Below are 15,672 nucleotides of genomic sequence, written 5' to 3' on the forward strand. Positions count from 1 at the left end.
ACTCGGTATTGAAAAGCCTTTGTCCAATACTTGTCGAACGGCTTCTTGCTTAAATTCATCGGGGTATTTTTTATTCATAACACTTTTTACCTTACTTCGCTTTCTAAGTAAAAAATGTCTACAAATTTAGGGGAAGATCAGAATTCAATTAGAAAGAATCAGAGAATCAGAGAATCAGAAAGACAAGCTACTCAGAAGAAAGATAAATTAAGAAAAATTAAAAGCTTGGGCTATGCACATAGTAGGAGGAATGGTCTTACGCTGATGCAATTAAACTCTTTTTCAACTTATAAAAGGTAGGCTCGCTCACACCTAATAGCGTTGCTGCCTTGGACATATTTTCAGGCTCGCTTTCCATGATGGCCGCCAAAAGTACCTGTTTAATACTATCCAAACAATCGGGCACTAATATCTCACCACTCGCAACAGGCTGCATGCATAGTCTTAAGTTTTCCCATGTTCCTGGCTTTTCATTTGGTTGGGAATGCAAATTAAGCAGTATTTTATTCACGCGTCTTCTAGCAGTACTTGTTGGAAGTTGCATTCTCGTCGCCAAATCACGCATGTTTCCATCACATGATTGATAGGTCATGACCAACAACTCATCTTCAACCATATTACCTAGTGAACAATGCATAAATGCGGGCTGCAATCGAATTTCTTTTAAAAATGCGAGTGCACTTGCTTGCAAGTTAGTAAAAAACGTATTGATATTATTCGCTTGCTGATTCGCTTTATTATTGGAATCAAAATGCACAACAGTCGAAAGATTAGAATTAGAATTAGAATCAGAATCAGAATTAGAATTAGAATCAGAATTAGAATTAGAATTAGAACTGGCACTGCTAGATATGCTTTCGACCGCAGATCCTTCTTCTGTTGGCACTGATTTCACTTGCTCTTTTGTTTGAGATGCCGTTGAAGAGTTGTGAGTATTAGCGTGAAAATTACTCACAGTACTTTCATTTGTGTAAGGTACATTTTCAATGATTTGATTGTCATCAAAAGAATTCGTCTCATGCTCTAAATTAAGCTCTTCCAATGTAATTTCATCGTTTTCCGAGAGCAAGGTGGCCTGCATTAATTTGTTTTCTAGTTCGCGAACGTTGCCTGGCCATGAATAAGCCTGCATCTTCCGTAACGTCTCGTTAGATAGGTATTTCTTCTCGGTATCAAACTGCTTAGAAAATTTGTTCAGGAAGTGTTGTGCCAATAAGGACATATCGTCCCCACGCTCGCGTAAAGGAGGGTTGTTTAATGTCACAACATTTAAACGATAATACAAATCTTTTCTAAATCGACCACGCTCAACTTCTAAAGATAGATCTCGGTTAGTCACCGCCACGATCTTCACATTCACATTGATTACTTTGGTCCCACCTACTGGTGTGAAATGCTTTTCTTGAACGAAGCGAAGCAGCTTTGGCTGCATCTGCAAGGGTAACTCGCCAATTTCGTCGAGTACTAAAATGCCGCCGTCGGCTTCTTGAATCTTACCTGTCGCTGCTTTTTGCGCGCCGGTAAATGCACCTTTGATATAACCAAACAATTCTGATTCGATCAGAGTTTCAGGTATGGAACCACAATCGACGATAATTAAAGGTTTTTCACTTCTTGGCCCTAAAGTATGAATCGCATTGATCAATTTCTCTTTACCAGTGCCACTTTCGCCTGTAATTAGCACAGTGGTATCCGCTGAAGCTGCTCGTTGTGTCTGCTTCATGATTGATTGCATTACTGGCGATTTATAAACAAGGGCACTTGAAGCTAGTCCGCCTTTGAGTTCTTTCAATTCGTTTTCGAGTCTCTCGTTCTGACTTTCTAAACGTTTGCTTAATTCTTCTTCTAACTGACTGCGTCGAAGCGCCTTGCCAATTTGGCGAACAAAGCCTTGTATCAATACTTTCGTATCGTGGGTTAATATAAAGCGGGATGGTTCACCGATAATAAAGAAGCAATCATCAGTATTTACTTCAAGGGGAAGAACCCAGTAGTTATCCTCTAAATAAACAAGATCCTGCTGTTTCTTGGTGTCTACCGCTAAGGAAATTTGTTGTTCAAGGGTGCTATTGGCAGAGATTTTTTTCGGAACAACTAAAACAGCGTTGGCACTATCATCAACTTCGAAACATAGAGAGTTAACTTTCTGGTCTTTTATTGGTGCGCGCCACAACCCTGCAATATTGAAGTCAAATGTATTGGCGAGTCTCTGTACAACATTCTGAACTAATTTTTCGAAGTCAAATTCGTCTGCGATGATACTTGAAATATCCCACAGGAGTAACATGTTTCGGTAATTCGTCATGGTATCGGATGTAAAAATACCGCCTAAGTAATTGAACTGCTCTGCATTTATACTAAATTTTGCTGCTTGCCATGCAATTACTGAGGTGTTGTCACTTGATTGTGCAGCCTGAAGAGCTTGTTCAGCTCTGTTCATAATAACGGTTGCTTTATCGATATCGGCGTTACTGGGCTCATCGAATTCAACTACTGCAACACCTACCTTAAAATTCAGTTTGGTTGGCATACCGTCGCTGGAATGTTCGATTAAATAAGGTTGCTGTTGCAAATACTGTTGTACCTTATTTCCTAATACTTCCGCTTCCTTCACACTATTTGTTGCACAGGCAACCGCAAACAATGCGCCGCCTAAACGGCTAATTGTATCGCCGTCACGCGTACAGGAGGTTATTTGTGAGGCGATTTCACCTAAAAGTGTATCGCCAATCAAGTTCCCCTGTTTCTTGTTTATTTGTTGGAACTCACAACAGTGCACTAAACAGAGCACGACAGTATGCTCATCCGATAGTTGATTTATTTTTTGCAGTAATTGCGTGCGAGCATTTAATTTCGTTAATGGGTCTGAAACGAGTTTTTGATGGTCTGACACCATCTGCAGAATTAAATTGCCAGTGTGTAGCAGGCGCAGAAACACGCTTTGTTGTTCGCTTAGTCTACTCTTTGTGTTGCTATGTTTGAGGTTCAAAACCCAACCAGGAACACGGCCTTTGAAGTAGAAACATAAGCGATACGTATTTGATTGATTATGTTTGCTTACCGATTTCCTTTCAATAAAGGACGTTTCTTGAGCTGGCGCAATCGCATTATCAAAGGTGTCTGAAGGATCATTTGACGTCATTGACGAACTAATCCAAAGGATATGTTTGTTATCGCTAGAAAATTCGAACTGTCCGGATTTGTCGACGTAAAAATCGCCCGTCGAGACAGTGGCTTCGTCGGTAGGTAATTCGCCTTCGAAGTCTGAGTCACCAGCTGCGATGTTATTAATCGCATGTAAGGACTCACTAACTGCTAAAATGAAGTCGGCACCAACTTGAAGTCTCAAGGCTTCAATATGGCTACAAAGTACTTCGTTTCCTGGCAAATTACTCTCCGGAAGCTACCATTTATGATACTGAATGTTCAGTATTTAGTAACAAAATATGTAAATTCGTAAACTTATGAAGGTATATAAACATATTTTTTTTAGTCAAAAAACAGTAAGATTAATACCTAAATATGAAATACGAGCTTTATGAATACCTTTAGCACACAAACCTCTTCTCAAACCATACCTGTGAAAAACGTTGGGGAGCAAGGTGTGCCGCTAATTGACAAGTTTGGTAGGCGATTTGAATACCTAAGATTGTCGATTACTGATGTTTGCAATTTTAGCTGTCAGTATTGTCTTCCCGACGGCTATCAATGTGATTCGCCGCGTAATTTTCTGAGTAGTGATGAATGCAACATTCTTGTGCGTGCGTTTGCTAAAATGGGCACGAAGAAAGTGCGGATCACCGGAGGAGAGCCTTCACTGCGCAATGATCTCACTTCTATCATCAAACAAACTGCAGAAGTACAAGGTATTGAGCAAGTCGCTATTACGACTAACGGTTACAAACTTGAGAAGGAACTGCGCCAATGGGTTGATGCCGGCTTAACATCGCTAAACTTGAGTATTGATAGTCTAGATCCTCGTCAATTCCAACAAATTACGGGCGATGGTCGACTGCAAAGTATCCTCAAAGGACTTGAATTGGCGATTGAGCTCAACTTACAAGTAAAGGTGAATGCAGTTCTTTTAAAAGAGTTCAGTGAATCTCAGCTTGCCTTATTCTTCGATTTTGTAAAATCAAATAACATTACTCTCCGCTTTATCGAGCTTATGCAAACTGGCGACAACGAAGCATTTTTTAATGCTCAACACATTAGTGGCGCTAGTATCGAAGACAAACTGCTTGAATTGGGCTGGTCATTAAAACAAAAAGCACAATGGGCAGGGCCTGCCAAGGTATACAAACATGCAGATTACTTAGGTCGCATCGGTTTAATAATGCCATATAGCAAAGACTTCTGTGCTGATTGCAACCGTTTGCGAATTTCATCATTGGGTAAATTGCATTTGTGCTTATTTGCTGAAAAAGGAATTGAATTGAGAGACACTATTGCTAAATGCCTTGCTGAAGATGACCCAAGTAAACTAATTAGTGAAATCCAACATTTGTTGGGACAGAAAGAAGCGACTCATTATTTGGATGCGGGCTATACAGGCGCAACTCAACATTTGGCCATGCTAGGCGGTTAGCTCGGAATTTATGAATAGACCTTATCGATATTGTTGGCACCACTTTATCTGGCGCTGGTGTTACAACTTAGTCCTCATCTTACTGTTACCATTTGGATTAGCTGCTCTGTTGTTAAAATCAGACAACACTGAGGGCAAACGCAATAAGAACATTGAGCGCTTTGGTTTCATAGGGAGACCAAAGCACAATGGGATATTGATACACTGTGTATCCGTTGGTGAAGTGAATGCTGCGAAGAGTATTATTCAGCGTTTACAACTAAGCTATCCTGATGTACCGATCACAATTTCAACTACATCAACCACCGGTGCAAAGCAAGCTCACGCGATTTTCAAAGATAGTGTGCAACACATGTATCTCGCTATTGATATTCCCGTTTGCATGTGGCTTTTCTTTCATAAACTGCGACCTAAGTTGGTGTTGGTTACCGAAGTAGAGATTTGGCCAAACATGCTGCATCAGTGTTATCGCAGAAAAATCCCAGCAGTGCTGATTAATGCGAGAATGAGTTCGGAGTCAGTTAAGACCTATCAAAATCTAGCCTATCTATTTAGACCGAGCTTGCGGAAGTTTTCGCGGATATGTACTCAAGGGCAGCAAGACTTCGAAAATTTCTTGAGCCTAGGTGTTTATAAGCCAAATTTAATGCAAAGCAACAATATGAAATTCGATCTTGAAGCTGACCCGCAGGATGAGATCAAAGCTGAGCAGCTTAAACTGCAATTGAGTCTTGAGAATCAGCCTGTTTTTGTTGCTGGGAGCACGCATGATTTAGAAGAAAAAGCCTGTTTAGACGCGTTTAAGAAACTCAGAGTGAGCCATTCACAACTACTACTGATTATTGTACCAAGACATCCACATCGTTTTGAGAAAGTGACGCAACTTTGCCAAGCAACTGGTTATGCCGTTGTTAAAACAAGTGAATTAGACGAAGAGCCTTTGCATGTTCTACCCGATATAGTTGTGGTTGACGCAATGGGGATGTTGAAGGCCTGCTATCATCTGGCCTCATTCGCGTTTGTCGGTGGAAGTTTTGCGCATAAGGGCGGACACAATGCACTTGAGCCTGCTTTGTATGGCGTTCCGACAATGATGGGACCAAGCATATTCAATAATCCAGTCATTTGTCATGCTTTAGCGGACGCTGGTGGTTTAAAAGTACTATCACAAGCAACACAGCTCAGTGAAACTGCAGGAAGTTGGCTAAATAATCCCGAAGAGGCTATTTCTTTAGGGCAGGCAAGTAAGAAAGTCATCGAGCAAAATCGAGGTGCTATCAATCAAACCTTAGATGTTATCGCTGAGGTGATGGAAGAAGGTGCGCCGCATTAGTGACTTAGGCCTAAAGATTAGGCCCTCGTCAAAAAGGCCAAAAGACTTGGCCTTTGTTAAGACTCTTTAGAAAGAGAAACCAAGCTTAACGCCAAGAGAATTGTTAATGCCATCACCTTTTAGGTACTGCTGCACATAAAGGCCAATAGCAAAGGAACCAGTATCTTTCATGAGTGTTGCTTGGGCATAAAACCCTCCATCAACATCAATGTCTTCGCTATAACAGTTAGAGCACAAATCGATTGCACGCTCAGACAGAAACATATGACTGAATCCACCTTGCAGAGCGAATGATACATCTTGTTCTTGTCCGAAAGTCCATTGATAACCAGTAGCGACGGATACTAACATCCCATTAGCGGAAGATGACTCAGATGAGACATCGCCGTCATTGAGTATGCCTTCGCCAACAACAACTTGTCTAAATTCATCATTATCGTCATACACAATAATGTCCAATCCAACGGAAGTTAACCAGTTGCTTTTGGAATAATCAGCATTAACCCCAATGGCATAAGCACTTTCGTCTATGCCTTGTGCCAAAGCTGTATCTTTGTCAAATGAGATTGTAGCGGCACGAAGACCAAAGTCCCATTTGCCTATAGTGTTTTCTGTTGAGGGTGATTCTTGAGCAACAGAAATCTGACTGATCCCTGCAAGCGCTAATGCGCATAAAACTTTTTTCATTGTAAAATCCTTTTGAAAGCTGATCCAACTTGATTCAGCGCGCTAAATTCTACAAGTAAAGCTCGAAATGTATATGAATATTTTTAAGTTAACTATCTGCAAGTTGCCCCTTTGGGAAAACGCTAACTAGGCTCTTTCTTGCAATGAAACGAGAGAGCCAAGTGGCGAAGAGCAATGTACTTAGCACGCCAATGCTGCCTCCAGAGTCAGAGTTGCCCACTTCTGGACTTGGTGTCGGTGTTTCAACGGGAGGTGCGGGTGGGCTAGTGACCGTAATAGTCACTGTATCAGTATCTTGATTACCTTCTGAGTCGGTAACCGTCAGAGTCAGCGTTATGGTTTGCGCACTGTCATAGCGAATTGTTGGTAGGGAGCCTTCGAGCCCATTTGACCAATGAAATTCACTTATTTCGCCATTCACATCGCTGGACTTGCTTGCGTTTAATTGCACTGTTTGGCCAACTTCAACTGCGATATCTTCGCCGGCATCTGCAACAGGTGGTGTCAGTGCATATATAACAGCGTCCTGACGAGTCTGATACCAGTTTTTACCGGTATTAAGCTCGAAGAGTCGATAACTAGCTTGGTTTGCCCAGCTAGCTGGACGATCAGCAATTATTTGATTATCACCTGTAATATTGCTCAAGTGCGAGTTAATTAATGAGTGCGCGTCACTTATCCAACCCAAAGCATAACTTTCATTCAATAAATTATTATCTTGCACAAGTTGGCGCAAATAACCGGCGTACTCAATGCGATATTTTTTAATTGCCAATATTTTTGTAATTAATTTCGGAGCATTGCTTGGTAAGCCGAAAGCAAAAGGATCTTGTTCCCCGGTGTCATCTACGAACAATGACGTGCCTAAAGTATTGTCAGTATCAAAAGGAATAAAATGCAGAATTTGCTGTTCATCTATGTAGAACATGTAGTTGTTGCCGTTACCCCAAAAACCATCCCAATGTCCAAGCACTGCCTCTGAAGCGATGCTTTTAAGGAATAAAGGGACATTTAAGTGTCTGTCGATGTACTCTTCAAAAGCTTGGCCAGTTAGATTGGTAAAGTTTTCCGCAAGCGTCACCAAGATGGCTTTGCCCTGCTCGAATTCACTTCCTTTACCTTTGTACTCAAAGCTTGCTTGGTCAAAGTCGCCAATACCCTCCCAATCAGCGTTAATACGGCTAAACAATGCAGGACCGTAATTCTTGTAATTACCTTGCCATAAGTAGCCTTTGTCATTATCAGTGCCAAAGCGTTTATCTATATACTCATGGCGATTAACACTTTCATTTAAACGATAGACACCCACATAATTATTGCCTCTTTGACCCACAGCGATTTCTAGGCGAACATAGTTTGATGAATGTGCTGTCCACACATCGAAGTTATGCATAATTTGATTGGATAAAGGTTCGTGAACAAAAGTACTGTCGTCTTTAAACCTTTTGAGTTTCAGTGCAGAAATGCCACTGAGAGTTTGATCATCCACAAACTCGTCGAAATCGAGTGTGTAGTTTGCTTGAATAAATGCGTCAGATTCTGTTTCAGGCAATGTGAAGCTGGTGTTTCCACTCAATTTGATGCCAATGTTATCAAGTTGATATTCGACGCCTTGCTTAACAAAAATGAATGTACAACTTACTTCTTCTCTATCATCTCTTGTAGAAATTAATAGGCGTTCCCATTCGGCTTCTTCAAAGTGCAGTTTAATGGTAGGTAGGTCTTGAGTATCATGCCAAAAAAGATGTTCACTACTGCTTAAGAACTCGGTGTCCTCGTAAGCGACTGACATGCTCGGATAAAATGCAAGCGCACAAACAAAGCAGCCAAGAAGTTTAAACATCTTTTGCGGTAAAAGTCGTAAATAACCAGACATAAGGTACCTATCAAATTTGAGCAACACGTATCTGTTACTTTCCTAATTAATAATGATGTAGGTGGTGTGAATTAGCTACCAACTAGCTATATGAATACGTATGTAGTGTGTTTTCCTTGAGCAGAAGTATTGAGCGTCGAAATATATGTTCAAAAAAAAGGAGCATATACAATATGCTCCTTTGCCATCTAACTTTTGATTAAGCTTAGCTTAGTCACCTGAAGTCACAGGAAAGCCTCGGTCACGCATTAAAGCTTCAACCTTAGCGTCACGTCCTCTAAACTTGCGATATGCTTCCTCAGGCGGCATAGCATTGCGTATAGAGAATAAGTACTTAACTAAACGGTCGCTAACTTCTTTATCATAAAACCCACCCGGTGCTTCAGCGAATGCTTCTGCTGCATCAGATGTAAGTACTTCTGCCCACATATAGCCGTAATAAGCTGCAGCATAGCCTTCTCCTGAGAAGATGTGGCCAAACTGGGTTGTTTTATGACGCATCACTACTTCTTCTGGCATGCCTAAACGCGTTAATTCATCACGTTCGAACTTGTCAGGGTCAATCAATGCAGGATCAGTTGTATGATAGAGCAAGTCCATAATCGCTGATGCCATATATTCCGTTGTTTTAAACCCTTCATTAAAGGTCGAGGCATTGTTGATTTTAGCAACTAGCTCTTTTGGAATTGGCTCGCCTGTTTTGTAGTGTACTAGGTAATTATTGATCACTTCATCCGTGGTCAACCAACGCTCAAGCAACTGCGATTGAAACTCAGTGTAGTCACGCACACCTGAGTGTGAGCTTGGGTAAGCGACGTTGGCAGACAAGAAATGTAAAGCGTGACCAAATTCATGGAAGTATGTTTCAGCATCATCCCATGAGATAAGTGTTGGCTCGCCATCAGCACCTTTTACGAAGTTAGAGTTGTTTGAAGACAATACGGTTTGTTTGCCATCAAAGGTTGTATAACTGCGGTAAGTCGTTGCCCATGCACCTGAGCGTTTACCTTGTCGTGCGAATGGGTCGAGATACCATAAACCAATGTGTTCACCAGTGGTTTTGTCTGTTACATCCCACACTTTAACGTCGGCGTGGAACACTGGCACTTTGCCTTCTTCAACTGGAGTAAACTCGAAGTTAAATAAACGACCAGCAACATAAAACATAGCTTCGCGTAACTTATCTAGCTGTAAGTATTGTTTTACTTCATCTGAATCCAAAGCATATTTCGCTTTACGTACTTTTTCTGCGTAAAAACGATAATCCCAAGGTTCGATAGTAATATTCGCGCCTTCCGCTTCAGCGATTGCCTGCATGTCAGCGACTTCTTCTTCGACTCTAGCGATAGCTGCGGGCCACACTTTTTCCATAAGGTCCATAGCGCGTTCAGGTGTTTTCGCCATACGATCTTCTAAGCGCCATTGTGCATAGTTGTCGTATCCCAAAAGTTTGATACGCTCATGACGAAGCGTTAGGATTTTTTTAATAATCTCGTTGTTATCGTACTCATCACCATTGTCGCCGCGGCTATAGTAGGTATTCCACACTTTTTCACGCAAAGCTCTATCTACTGAATAAGTGAGGAAAGGGTCCATTGAAGAACGTGTGTTAGTAATGGCGTACATACCTTCCTTACCGCGTGCTTCAGCCATTCCTGCTGCTGCATTTACGAAAGACTCCGGTAAGCCTGCCAACTGATCTTTATTCAAATACAGGACATAATTCTCTTCGTCGGCAAGGACGTTGTTAGAAAACTGCGTGTGCAATGATGCTAGTTCTTGGTTGATATCAGCATAACGCTTTTTATCTTCTTCATTGAGCGTTGCGCCATTGCGTGCAAAGCCATTATAAGTCATCCAAGTAATACGCTGTTCTTCACTTGTGAGCGTTTTTAATTCATCACTTTTATAAACGGCTTGAACGCGTTCGAAAAGCTTTTTATTTTGCGTAATTTTTGAAGAAAAGGCAGAAATCACTGGGGCCATTTCTTGTTGAATTTTTCTGAACTCAGGAGATGAGTTATTCGCACTCCAAATACCATAATAAGTGAATACACGACCTAGCTCGTCACCTGCACGTTCCATTTCAACAATCGTATTTTGAAACGTAGGGGCGTCTGGGTTATTTGCTATTTTATCAATTTCAGCAAGGTTAAGTTCCATGCCTTTTTCAAGAGCGGGCTTAAGGTCAGCTAAAGACATTTTGTCGAAAGCCGGTACGCCATTATATGGGCCTTTAAACTCAGCAAGTAGAACATTATCAGTCATTTGCTCAACTTGCTTATCGGCTGTGTTTTTTTGAGATTCTGTAGAACTGTCAGAACATGCAGTCATTGAAAGCGCGAGGGCCACTGCAGAAAGCGTTAATACCGCTTTTTTCATGTCGTTTTCCTTCTAATTATTATCGTTGTTTTTACCAGGGAAGTTTATTTCAATCTCTACCGAGGACGCCATCAATACTAGGCATTCACTAAGCGCTTGGCAAGTTTGCGCGCACTTGGACGAAAAAAAGCACAGTTTACCCAAATCTACTATTAACCTTAGGATGGATTAACCAATGAGCAGCAGTATATCGTAAAATATTGCTACCATTTTTTAGGCAAAAACGAGTGTTTTCTTACCATGAATGATCACTCGGTCTTGCAAGTGATATCGAATTCCATTGGCGAGCGCATTTACCTCGCAACGTTTTCCTTTTCTCACCATGTCTTGAGCCGAATCGCTGTGGCTAATTCGTAATACTTCTTGCTCAATAATTGGGCCCTCATCAAGCTCGGATGTCACATAGTGGCAAGTTGCCCCAATCAGTTTAACGCCTCTTTCGTAAGCCTGTTGATAAGGTTTAGCGCCAGCAAAAGAAGGCAAGAAACTATGATGAATGTTGATCGCACGCCCAGCGAGTTTGCGACACAAATAGTCAGGCACAATTTGCATAAATCGCGCAAGTACGGTTAAGTCGATATGATAGTGTTCAAGCAAGTTCTCTACTTCTTTGAAAGCTTTGGCTTTATCGGAGAAGTCGATAAAATGGAAAGGGACTTTATACCAATCAGCATATTCTCGCATGGTTTCATGATTAGCAATGATGCAGGGGATGTTGCATTGTAATTCGCCAGTGTGCCAACGGTGCAAAACATCAATTAAACAATGTGACTCTCTGCTTGCCAATAAGGCGACATTCGCCTTTTTCTCTGAGTCGTTCAGTGTCCAACGCATTTCATAACGTTGTGCAACTTGACTAAACGCGTTTACGAATTCCTTATGATTGGTGGCTATCGACTCTGCATCAATTTCATGACGCATGAAAAAACGATTGAGTTGCAGATCGGTATGATGACTGGCTTCAAGAATATTAGCACCATGATCAGAGAGAAATTGAGAAACTGCAGCGACTAAACCGGTTTGATCTGGGCAGTCAATAACGAGACGATAAGTAGATTGCAAAGCCAACTTTCCTTTTGGGGCTAAAGTGTTATGAAGGTGAATATAAAGTATACAGCGAGTACTTTTTAATTGTGAAGATATTTTAGCCCTAGATATTTTAGGATGAGTAGTCTTGGTGAGTTTTTACTGAGTGCAAGACTAAAGTCTGATGAATGCAGTCATTACTTTGTCATAAAAATAATGCACAATTATTGCACAAGGTATTGTTTACCAGTACAGTAATTTAACTTACAGTTTTTTCGCGTATTTTGCAGCCTACGCAACTAGGGCATATGCAAATTGACGTGTGTTCTTCACGTAAAAAGGGAAATATATGAACAGAGTAGCGTTAGTCACAGGTGGAACCCGAGGAATTGGTGAAGCAATTTGTAAAAAGCTTTCGGATAAAGGTTATACAGTAGTTGCGAATTACGGCGGTAATGATGTAAAAGCAGCAGAGTTTACTGAAAGAACTGGCATACCAGCAGTAAAGTTCGACGTATCTAGCTTCGAGGAAACGGCAGCAGGTATCGCAAAAATTGAAAAAGAATATGGGCCAGTTGATGTACTCGTTAACAATGCCGGTATTACTAGAGATGGCACAATGCATCGCATGAGCTTTGAGCAATGGGACGCGGTCATTCAAACGAACTTAGCTTCCTGCTTCAACACTTGTCGTGCCGTGATTGATGGAATGCGTGCCAGAGAGTTTGGTCGTATCATCAATGTCGGTTCGGTCAACGGCCAAGCCGGTCAGTATGGACAAGTTAACTATGCTGCTGCGAAATCAGGTATACATGGTTTTACTAAAGCACTTGCACTTGAAGGGGCTGGTAAAGGAATTACTGTAAATGCTATCGCACCTGGATATGTTGACACCGACATGGTTCGTGCGGTTCCAGAGGATGTACTTGTGAAAATTATAAAAACAATCCCTGTTGGGCGTTTAGGTAAGCCTGAAGATATTGCTAACAGTGTGGCATTCTTAGTGGATGACGAATCGGGCTTTATTACTGGTTCTACCTTGTCCATCAATGGTGGCCAACACATGTATTAAGTTTCTTTATTTGGGGGCCGTTTGGCCTCCAATGTTTGAAACTTGTTTAACCTTTCATTTTAGCCATAATTGATTAGATTCTATTGAAATAAGGATTTGAAATCTTTAGGGCTGGACAACTGCAACACTCTTTTCTTCGCATTTTCATCAATCAAATCATTTTGTGCATAACTATCAAGAACGCTATTCATCTCTTTCAGATGCGGAATCAATAATTCCTTGTCTTTAGCTTTCAGATCGTAGCGGTTTATCGTTTGTAAAATGTTGACCGAAGCGCTATTCAAACTTTTATTCTGGCGTGGCGTAGGATTGTCGTGAGGCGTGGCGAAGCCTAGCTTTTGAATGACTTCTTGAACGACATCGCCCCTGTATTCAAATACGGAAACATTATGCTTGCCAAATAGTGAACGGCATTCATCGACAAAACCTTGATAGTCTAAATGTTGAGCAAACCAAGGAATGTCCAACATATCCGAAAAAGCTAAACTCTTTCCGTAACAGGGGTTGTTTTCAATTTGAGGATTGCGCATACACTGTTTGTAATAGCTCTCGATAAAAGCAAGATGTTCACGAAACCAAACCCAAATTTGTAAATCAAACAGCTGATTCAACTCTCCTAAAAGCATTTTGGACTCTTCAGGGACGTCCCACCAACAATTATAAATCCCTTCGGAAGACAGAATAATAGTGTGAGTATCATCCTTAACTTGAGAAATGATGTTCTTAAGGTTTTCCAAGAAATTATCGAAGTTTGCAGAAGCTAGGTTCTTTTCAAACCACTGATGTTTTGGTGCCGTAGGATTTACGATTTTCTCAAGGTTGTGCGGATATAAAATCCCTCTACCTCTGAGTTTCCGTTGTTTCTTTTCAAGATAGGTTTGTAAGCTTGTTGTCCCCGTTTTGGGTGTACCAACGTGGATAATCAGTTTGAGCTTTGTTGCTTCATGTTGATTCAGTGTTTGCTGCAATGAACCTAAAGATTCAGTTAACTCTGAAACAACATGCGCAATTGATATGGTCATTTAAATGCTACTTACCGCAGCATTTCTTATATTTTTTATTACTACCGCATGGGCATGAATCATTGCGACCTATTTTGGCACCAGCTCTCACTATTGGAGTTTGTGGTTCATGGTGATGATGATTGCAATTTGGACCGTGGACATGGCCTTCTTCTTCGTGTGTGTGTTGTTCGTTTGTCATGGTGTTCCTGTTGATATTTTAGGGGCTAACGGCGGGTATAATAACAGCTAGAGTAGAAATCAAATAAAATATTTTATACAAAATGTTAGATAGCAAGAGGAAGGCTTTTTTTACCATTCAACTGTCCAGATTTTTTACAGTTTGTATAAAGAAACAATTTTGAATAGAGCATCTTAAACGTAACTTGCTGTATAACTTAATTAAATAAAATGTGGGTTGAATTATGCATGAATTCACTAGTTATACATGTAACTCATTTTACCCCCACACCATTGTTGTTGACTCGCACCTAATAAATGCAGCCATCTGGTTTATAAGTAAACGTAAAGGAAAGGCTATGTTTGGAAAAAGTAAAATATTTTCGCTGCTGTTTGTAACTTCATTTTTAATTGCTCAAATTGCTGAAGCTGGATTAGTAAGAACCAGTGGCAGAGGTGTTTTTAGCGCGAACTATGACGAGGCGTTTTATTTTGTTGAAAATCAATACTTAAACGAAGTCGGAATTTCGGAGGCGGCGTGGAATGCTCCGGGCATTCTTAGCACTGCCGCTTACAGAGGGGGAGGAGCTTCAGGTTTGGATGCTGTTCCTGACGAGTGTACTAAGGGGGGGACGACGGTAGATGAAAAAGAAGCTATTGAATTAGACATCGAAGACGAATATTTTTCGATAGACAATCGTTATGATAACGCTGAAATTAGTCAGGCTGAGCGAGATGCTCTCTATCTTATTCAAGAGCAACGAGAGGCCGATCTTTATGGTGAATCTTGTGTATGGGAATTTGAAGAAGGTGAGTCTTTATCCATGTTTGCTTTCTTCGGAATGTATTTTGGTCCATCAGCAGATATAAATTACGATGTAAAATGGAGAATTGATGGCAAACCAACCATGGATGGTGAAATTAATCTTGCTACTAAGTTGGCGCCTAATGGTGTAAACAATATCAATGAAGGTTGGATAACTTTAGATTCAATACCCAGCTTTGCACTGCCAGCTGGCGATTATTCTTTGAGAACGAGTGTCAGTTTGACGTCAAGCACTGGTAAGTTCTTTTGGGAAAGCGGTAAATCTGGCGAAGAGGTTAATTTGGAACGAACTTGCATAGAAAACCCCGCTTTCGAGCCATACGTAAGGGCCTTCGAAATATGGCAAAACTATCAGTTTGCCTTAGAAGACCATAATGCTGATCCCAATACATATCCTCACCCAGGCCCACCGCCTCCAGACCCTGGTAATGTAGAGCCGGATTTTGAATTATGTGGATACAATAGCATTGAGCAAAATAACTTTACAGTTTCTTCAGCACCCACATTCTTTGTTTCTGAACCTGAGCAGCTTCGCATTTTGCAGGCTAGTTCAAATCCTGTCATTCCTGCAGTCGCAGCCCCTGCCTCTCTAGGTGTATTCTTCCTAGGTTTGGGCTTAGTTCTGATAAGAATTAAACGACGTTAGTTTGGCGAATTGTCTTTGTAAAAAAGAGGCGACAGCCTCTTTTTTATTGCATGCT

Annotated in this window: 11 protein-coding genes; 4 read left to right on the forward strand and 7 right to left on the reverse strand. The window is 41.0% G+C overall.

Annotation, left to right across the window (positions count from 1 at the left end):
- Nucleotides 1-256: 256 nt before the first annotated feature.
- Complete coding sequence (locus ACKLNX_RS09475; protein WP_412972184.1) at nucleotides 257-3,388, reverse strand: sigma 54-interacting transcriptional regulator; 3,132 nt, start codon at nucleotides 3,386-3,388, stop codon at nucleotides 257-259.
- A 150-nt stretch (nucleotides 3,389-3,538) separates the two neighbouring features.
- Between ACKLNX_RS09475 and moaA the strand changes: the two genes are divergently transcribed.
- The gene (moaA, locus tag ACKLNX_RS09480; protein ID WP_412972185.1) at nucleotides 3,539-4,588 is read left to right on the forward strand and encodes a GTP 3',8-cyclase MoaA; all 1,050 of its coding nucleotides are present in this window, start codon (nucleotides 3,539-3,541) and stop codon (nucleotides 4,586-4,588) included.
- Nucleotides 4,589-4,598: 10 nt separating this feature from the next.
- The gene (locus tag ACKLNX_RS09485; RefSeq protein WP_412972186.1) at nucleotides 4,599-5,921 is read left to right on the forward strand and encodes a 3-deoxy-D-manno-octulosonic acid transferase; all 1,323 of its coding nucleotides are present in this window, start codon (nucleotides 4,599-4,601) and stop codon (nucleotides 5,919-5,921) included.
- Between the two features lie 66 nt (nucleotides 5,922-5,987).
- Here ACKLNX_RS09485 and ACKLNX_RS09490 read toward each other — a convergent pair whose 3' ends face one another.
- The 4 genes from ACKLNX_RS09490 to purU all read right to left on the reverse strand — a co-directional run bounded on the left by ACKLNX_RS09490 (nucleotide 5,988) and on the right by purU (nucleotide 11,928).
- Entirely contained in the window at nucleotides 5,988-6,608 is a 621-nt protein-coding gene (locus tag ACKLNX_RS09490; protein ID WP_412972187.1) for a hypothetical protein, read from the reverse strand.
- 88 nt (nucleotides 6,609-6,696) lie between these two features.
- Nucleotides 6,697-8,484: a CotH kinase family protein gene (locus ACKLNX_RS09495; RefSeq protein WP_412972188.1), complete on the reverse strand. Its 1,788-nt coding sequence runs from the start codon at nucleotides 8,482-8,484 to the stop codon at nucleotides 6,697-6,699.
- Between the two features lie 210 nt (nucleotides 8,485-8,694).
- A complete protein-coding gene (locus tag ACKLNX_RS09500) occupies nucleotides 8,695-10,866 on the reverse strand; it encodes a M3 family metallopeptidase (RefSeq protein WP_412972189.1) in 2,172 nt (723 codons plus the stop codon).
- 213 nt (nucleotides 10,867-11,079) lie between these two features.
- The gene (gene purU / locus ACKLNX_RS09505; RefSeq protein WP_411692604.1) at nucleotides 11,080-11,928 is read right to left on the reverse strand and encodes a formyltetrahydrofolate deformylase; all 849 of its coding nucleotides are present in this window, start codon (nucleotides 11,926-11,928) and stop codon (nucleotides 11,080-11,082) included.
- Between the two features lie 313 nt (nucleotides 11,929-12,241).
- On the opposite strand from purU, the gene phbB reads away from it, so the two are divergent.
- Nucleotides 12,242-12,964: an acetoacetyl-CoA reductase gene (gene phbB, locus ACKLNX_RS09510; protein ID WP_411692605.1), complete on the forward strand. Its 723-nt coding sequence runs from the start codon at nucleotides 12,242-12,244 to the stop codon at nucleotides 12,962-12,964.
- A gap of 80 nt (nucleotides 12,965-13,044) precedes the next feature.
- Here phbB and ACKLNX_RS09515 read toward each other — a convergent pair whose 3' ends face one another.
- Nucleotides 13,045-13,986, reverse strand: a complete 942-nt coding sequence (locus ACKLNX_RS09515; protein ID WP_411692606.1) for a sulfotransferase family protein — start codon at nucleotides 13,984-13,986, stop codon at nucleotides 13,045-13,047.
- A 7-nt stretch (nucleotides 13,987-13,993) separates the two neighbouring features.
- Nucleotides 13,994-14,167, reverse strand: a complete 174-nt coding sequence (locus tag ACKLNX_RS09520; protein ID WP_411692607.1) for an SEC-C metal-binding domain-containing protein — start codon at nucleotides 14,165-14,167, stop codon at nucleotides 13,994-13,996.
- A 337-nt stretch (nucleotides 14,168-14,504) separates the two neighbouring features.
- Between ACKLNX_RS09520 and ACKLNX_RS09525 the strand changes: the two genes are divergently transcribed.
- Nucleotides 14,505-15,617 (forward strand): hypothetical protein, encoded by a 1,113-nt coding sequence (locus ACKLNX_RS09525; protein WP_411692608.1) that lies wholly within the window; start codon nucleotides 14,505-14,507, stop codon nucleotides 15,615-15,617.
- Nucleotides 15,618-15,672 lie beyond the last annotated feature (55 nt).

The sequence above is a fragment of the Glaciecola sp. MF2-115 genome, assembly GCF_047250385.1.
Lineage (GTDB): Bacteria > Pseudomonadota > Gammaproteobacteria > Enterobacterales > Alteromonadaceae > Glaciecola.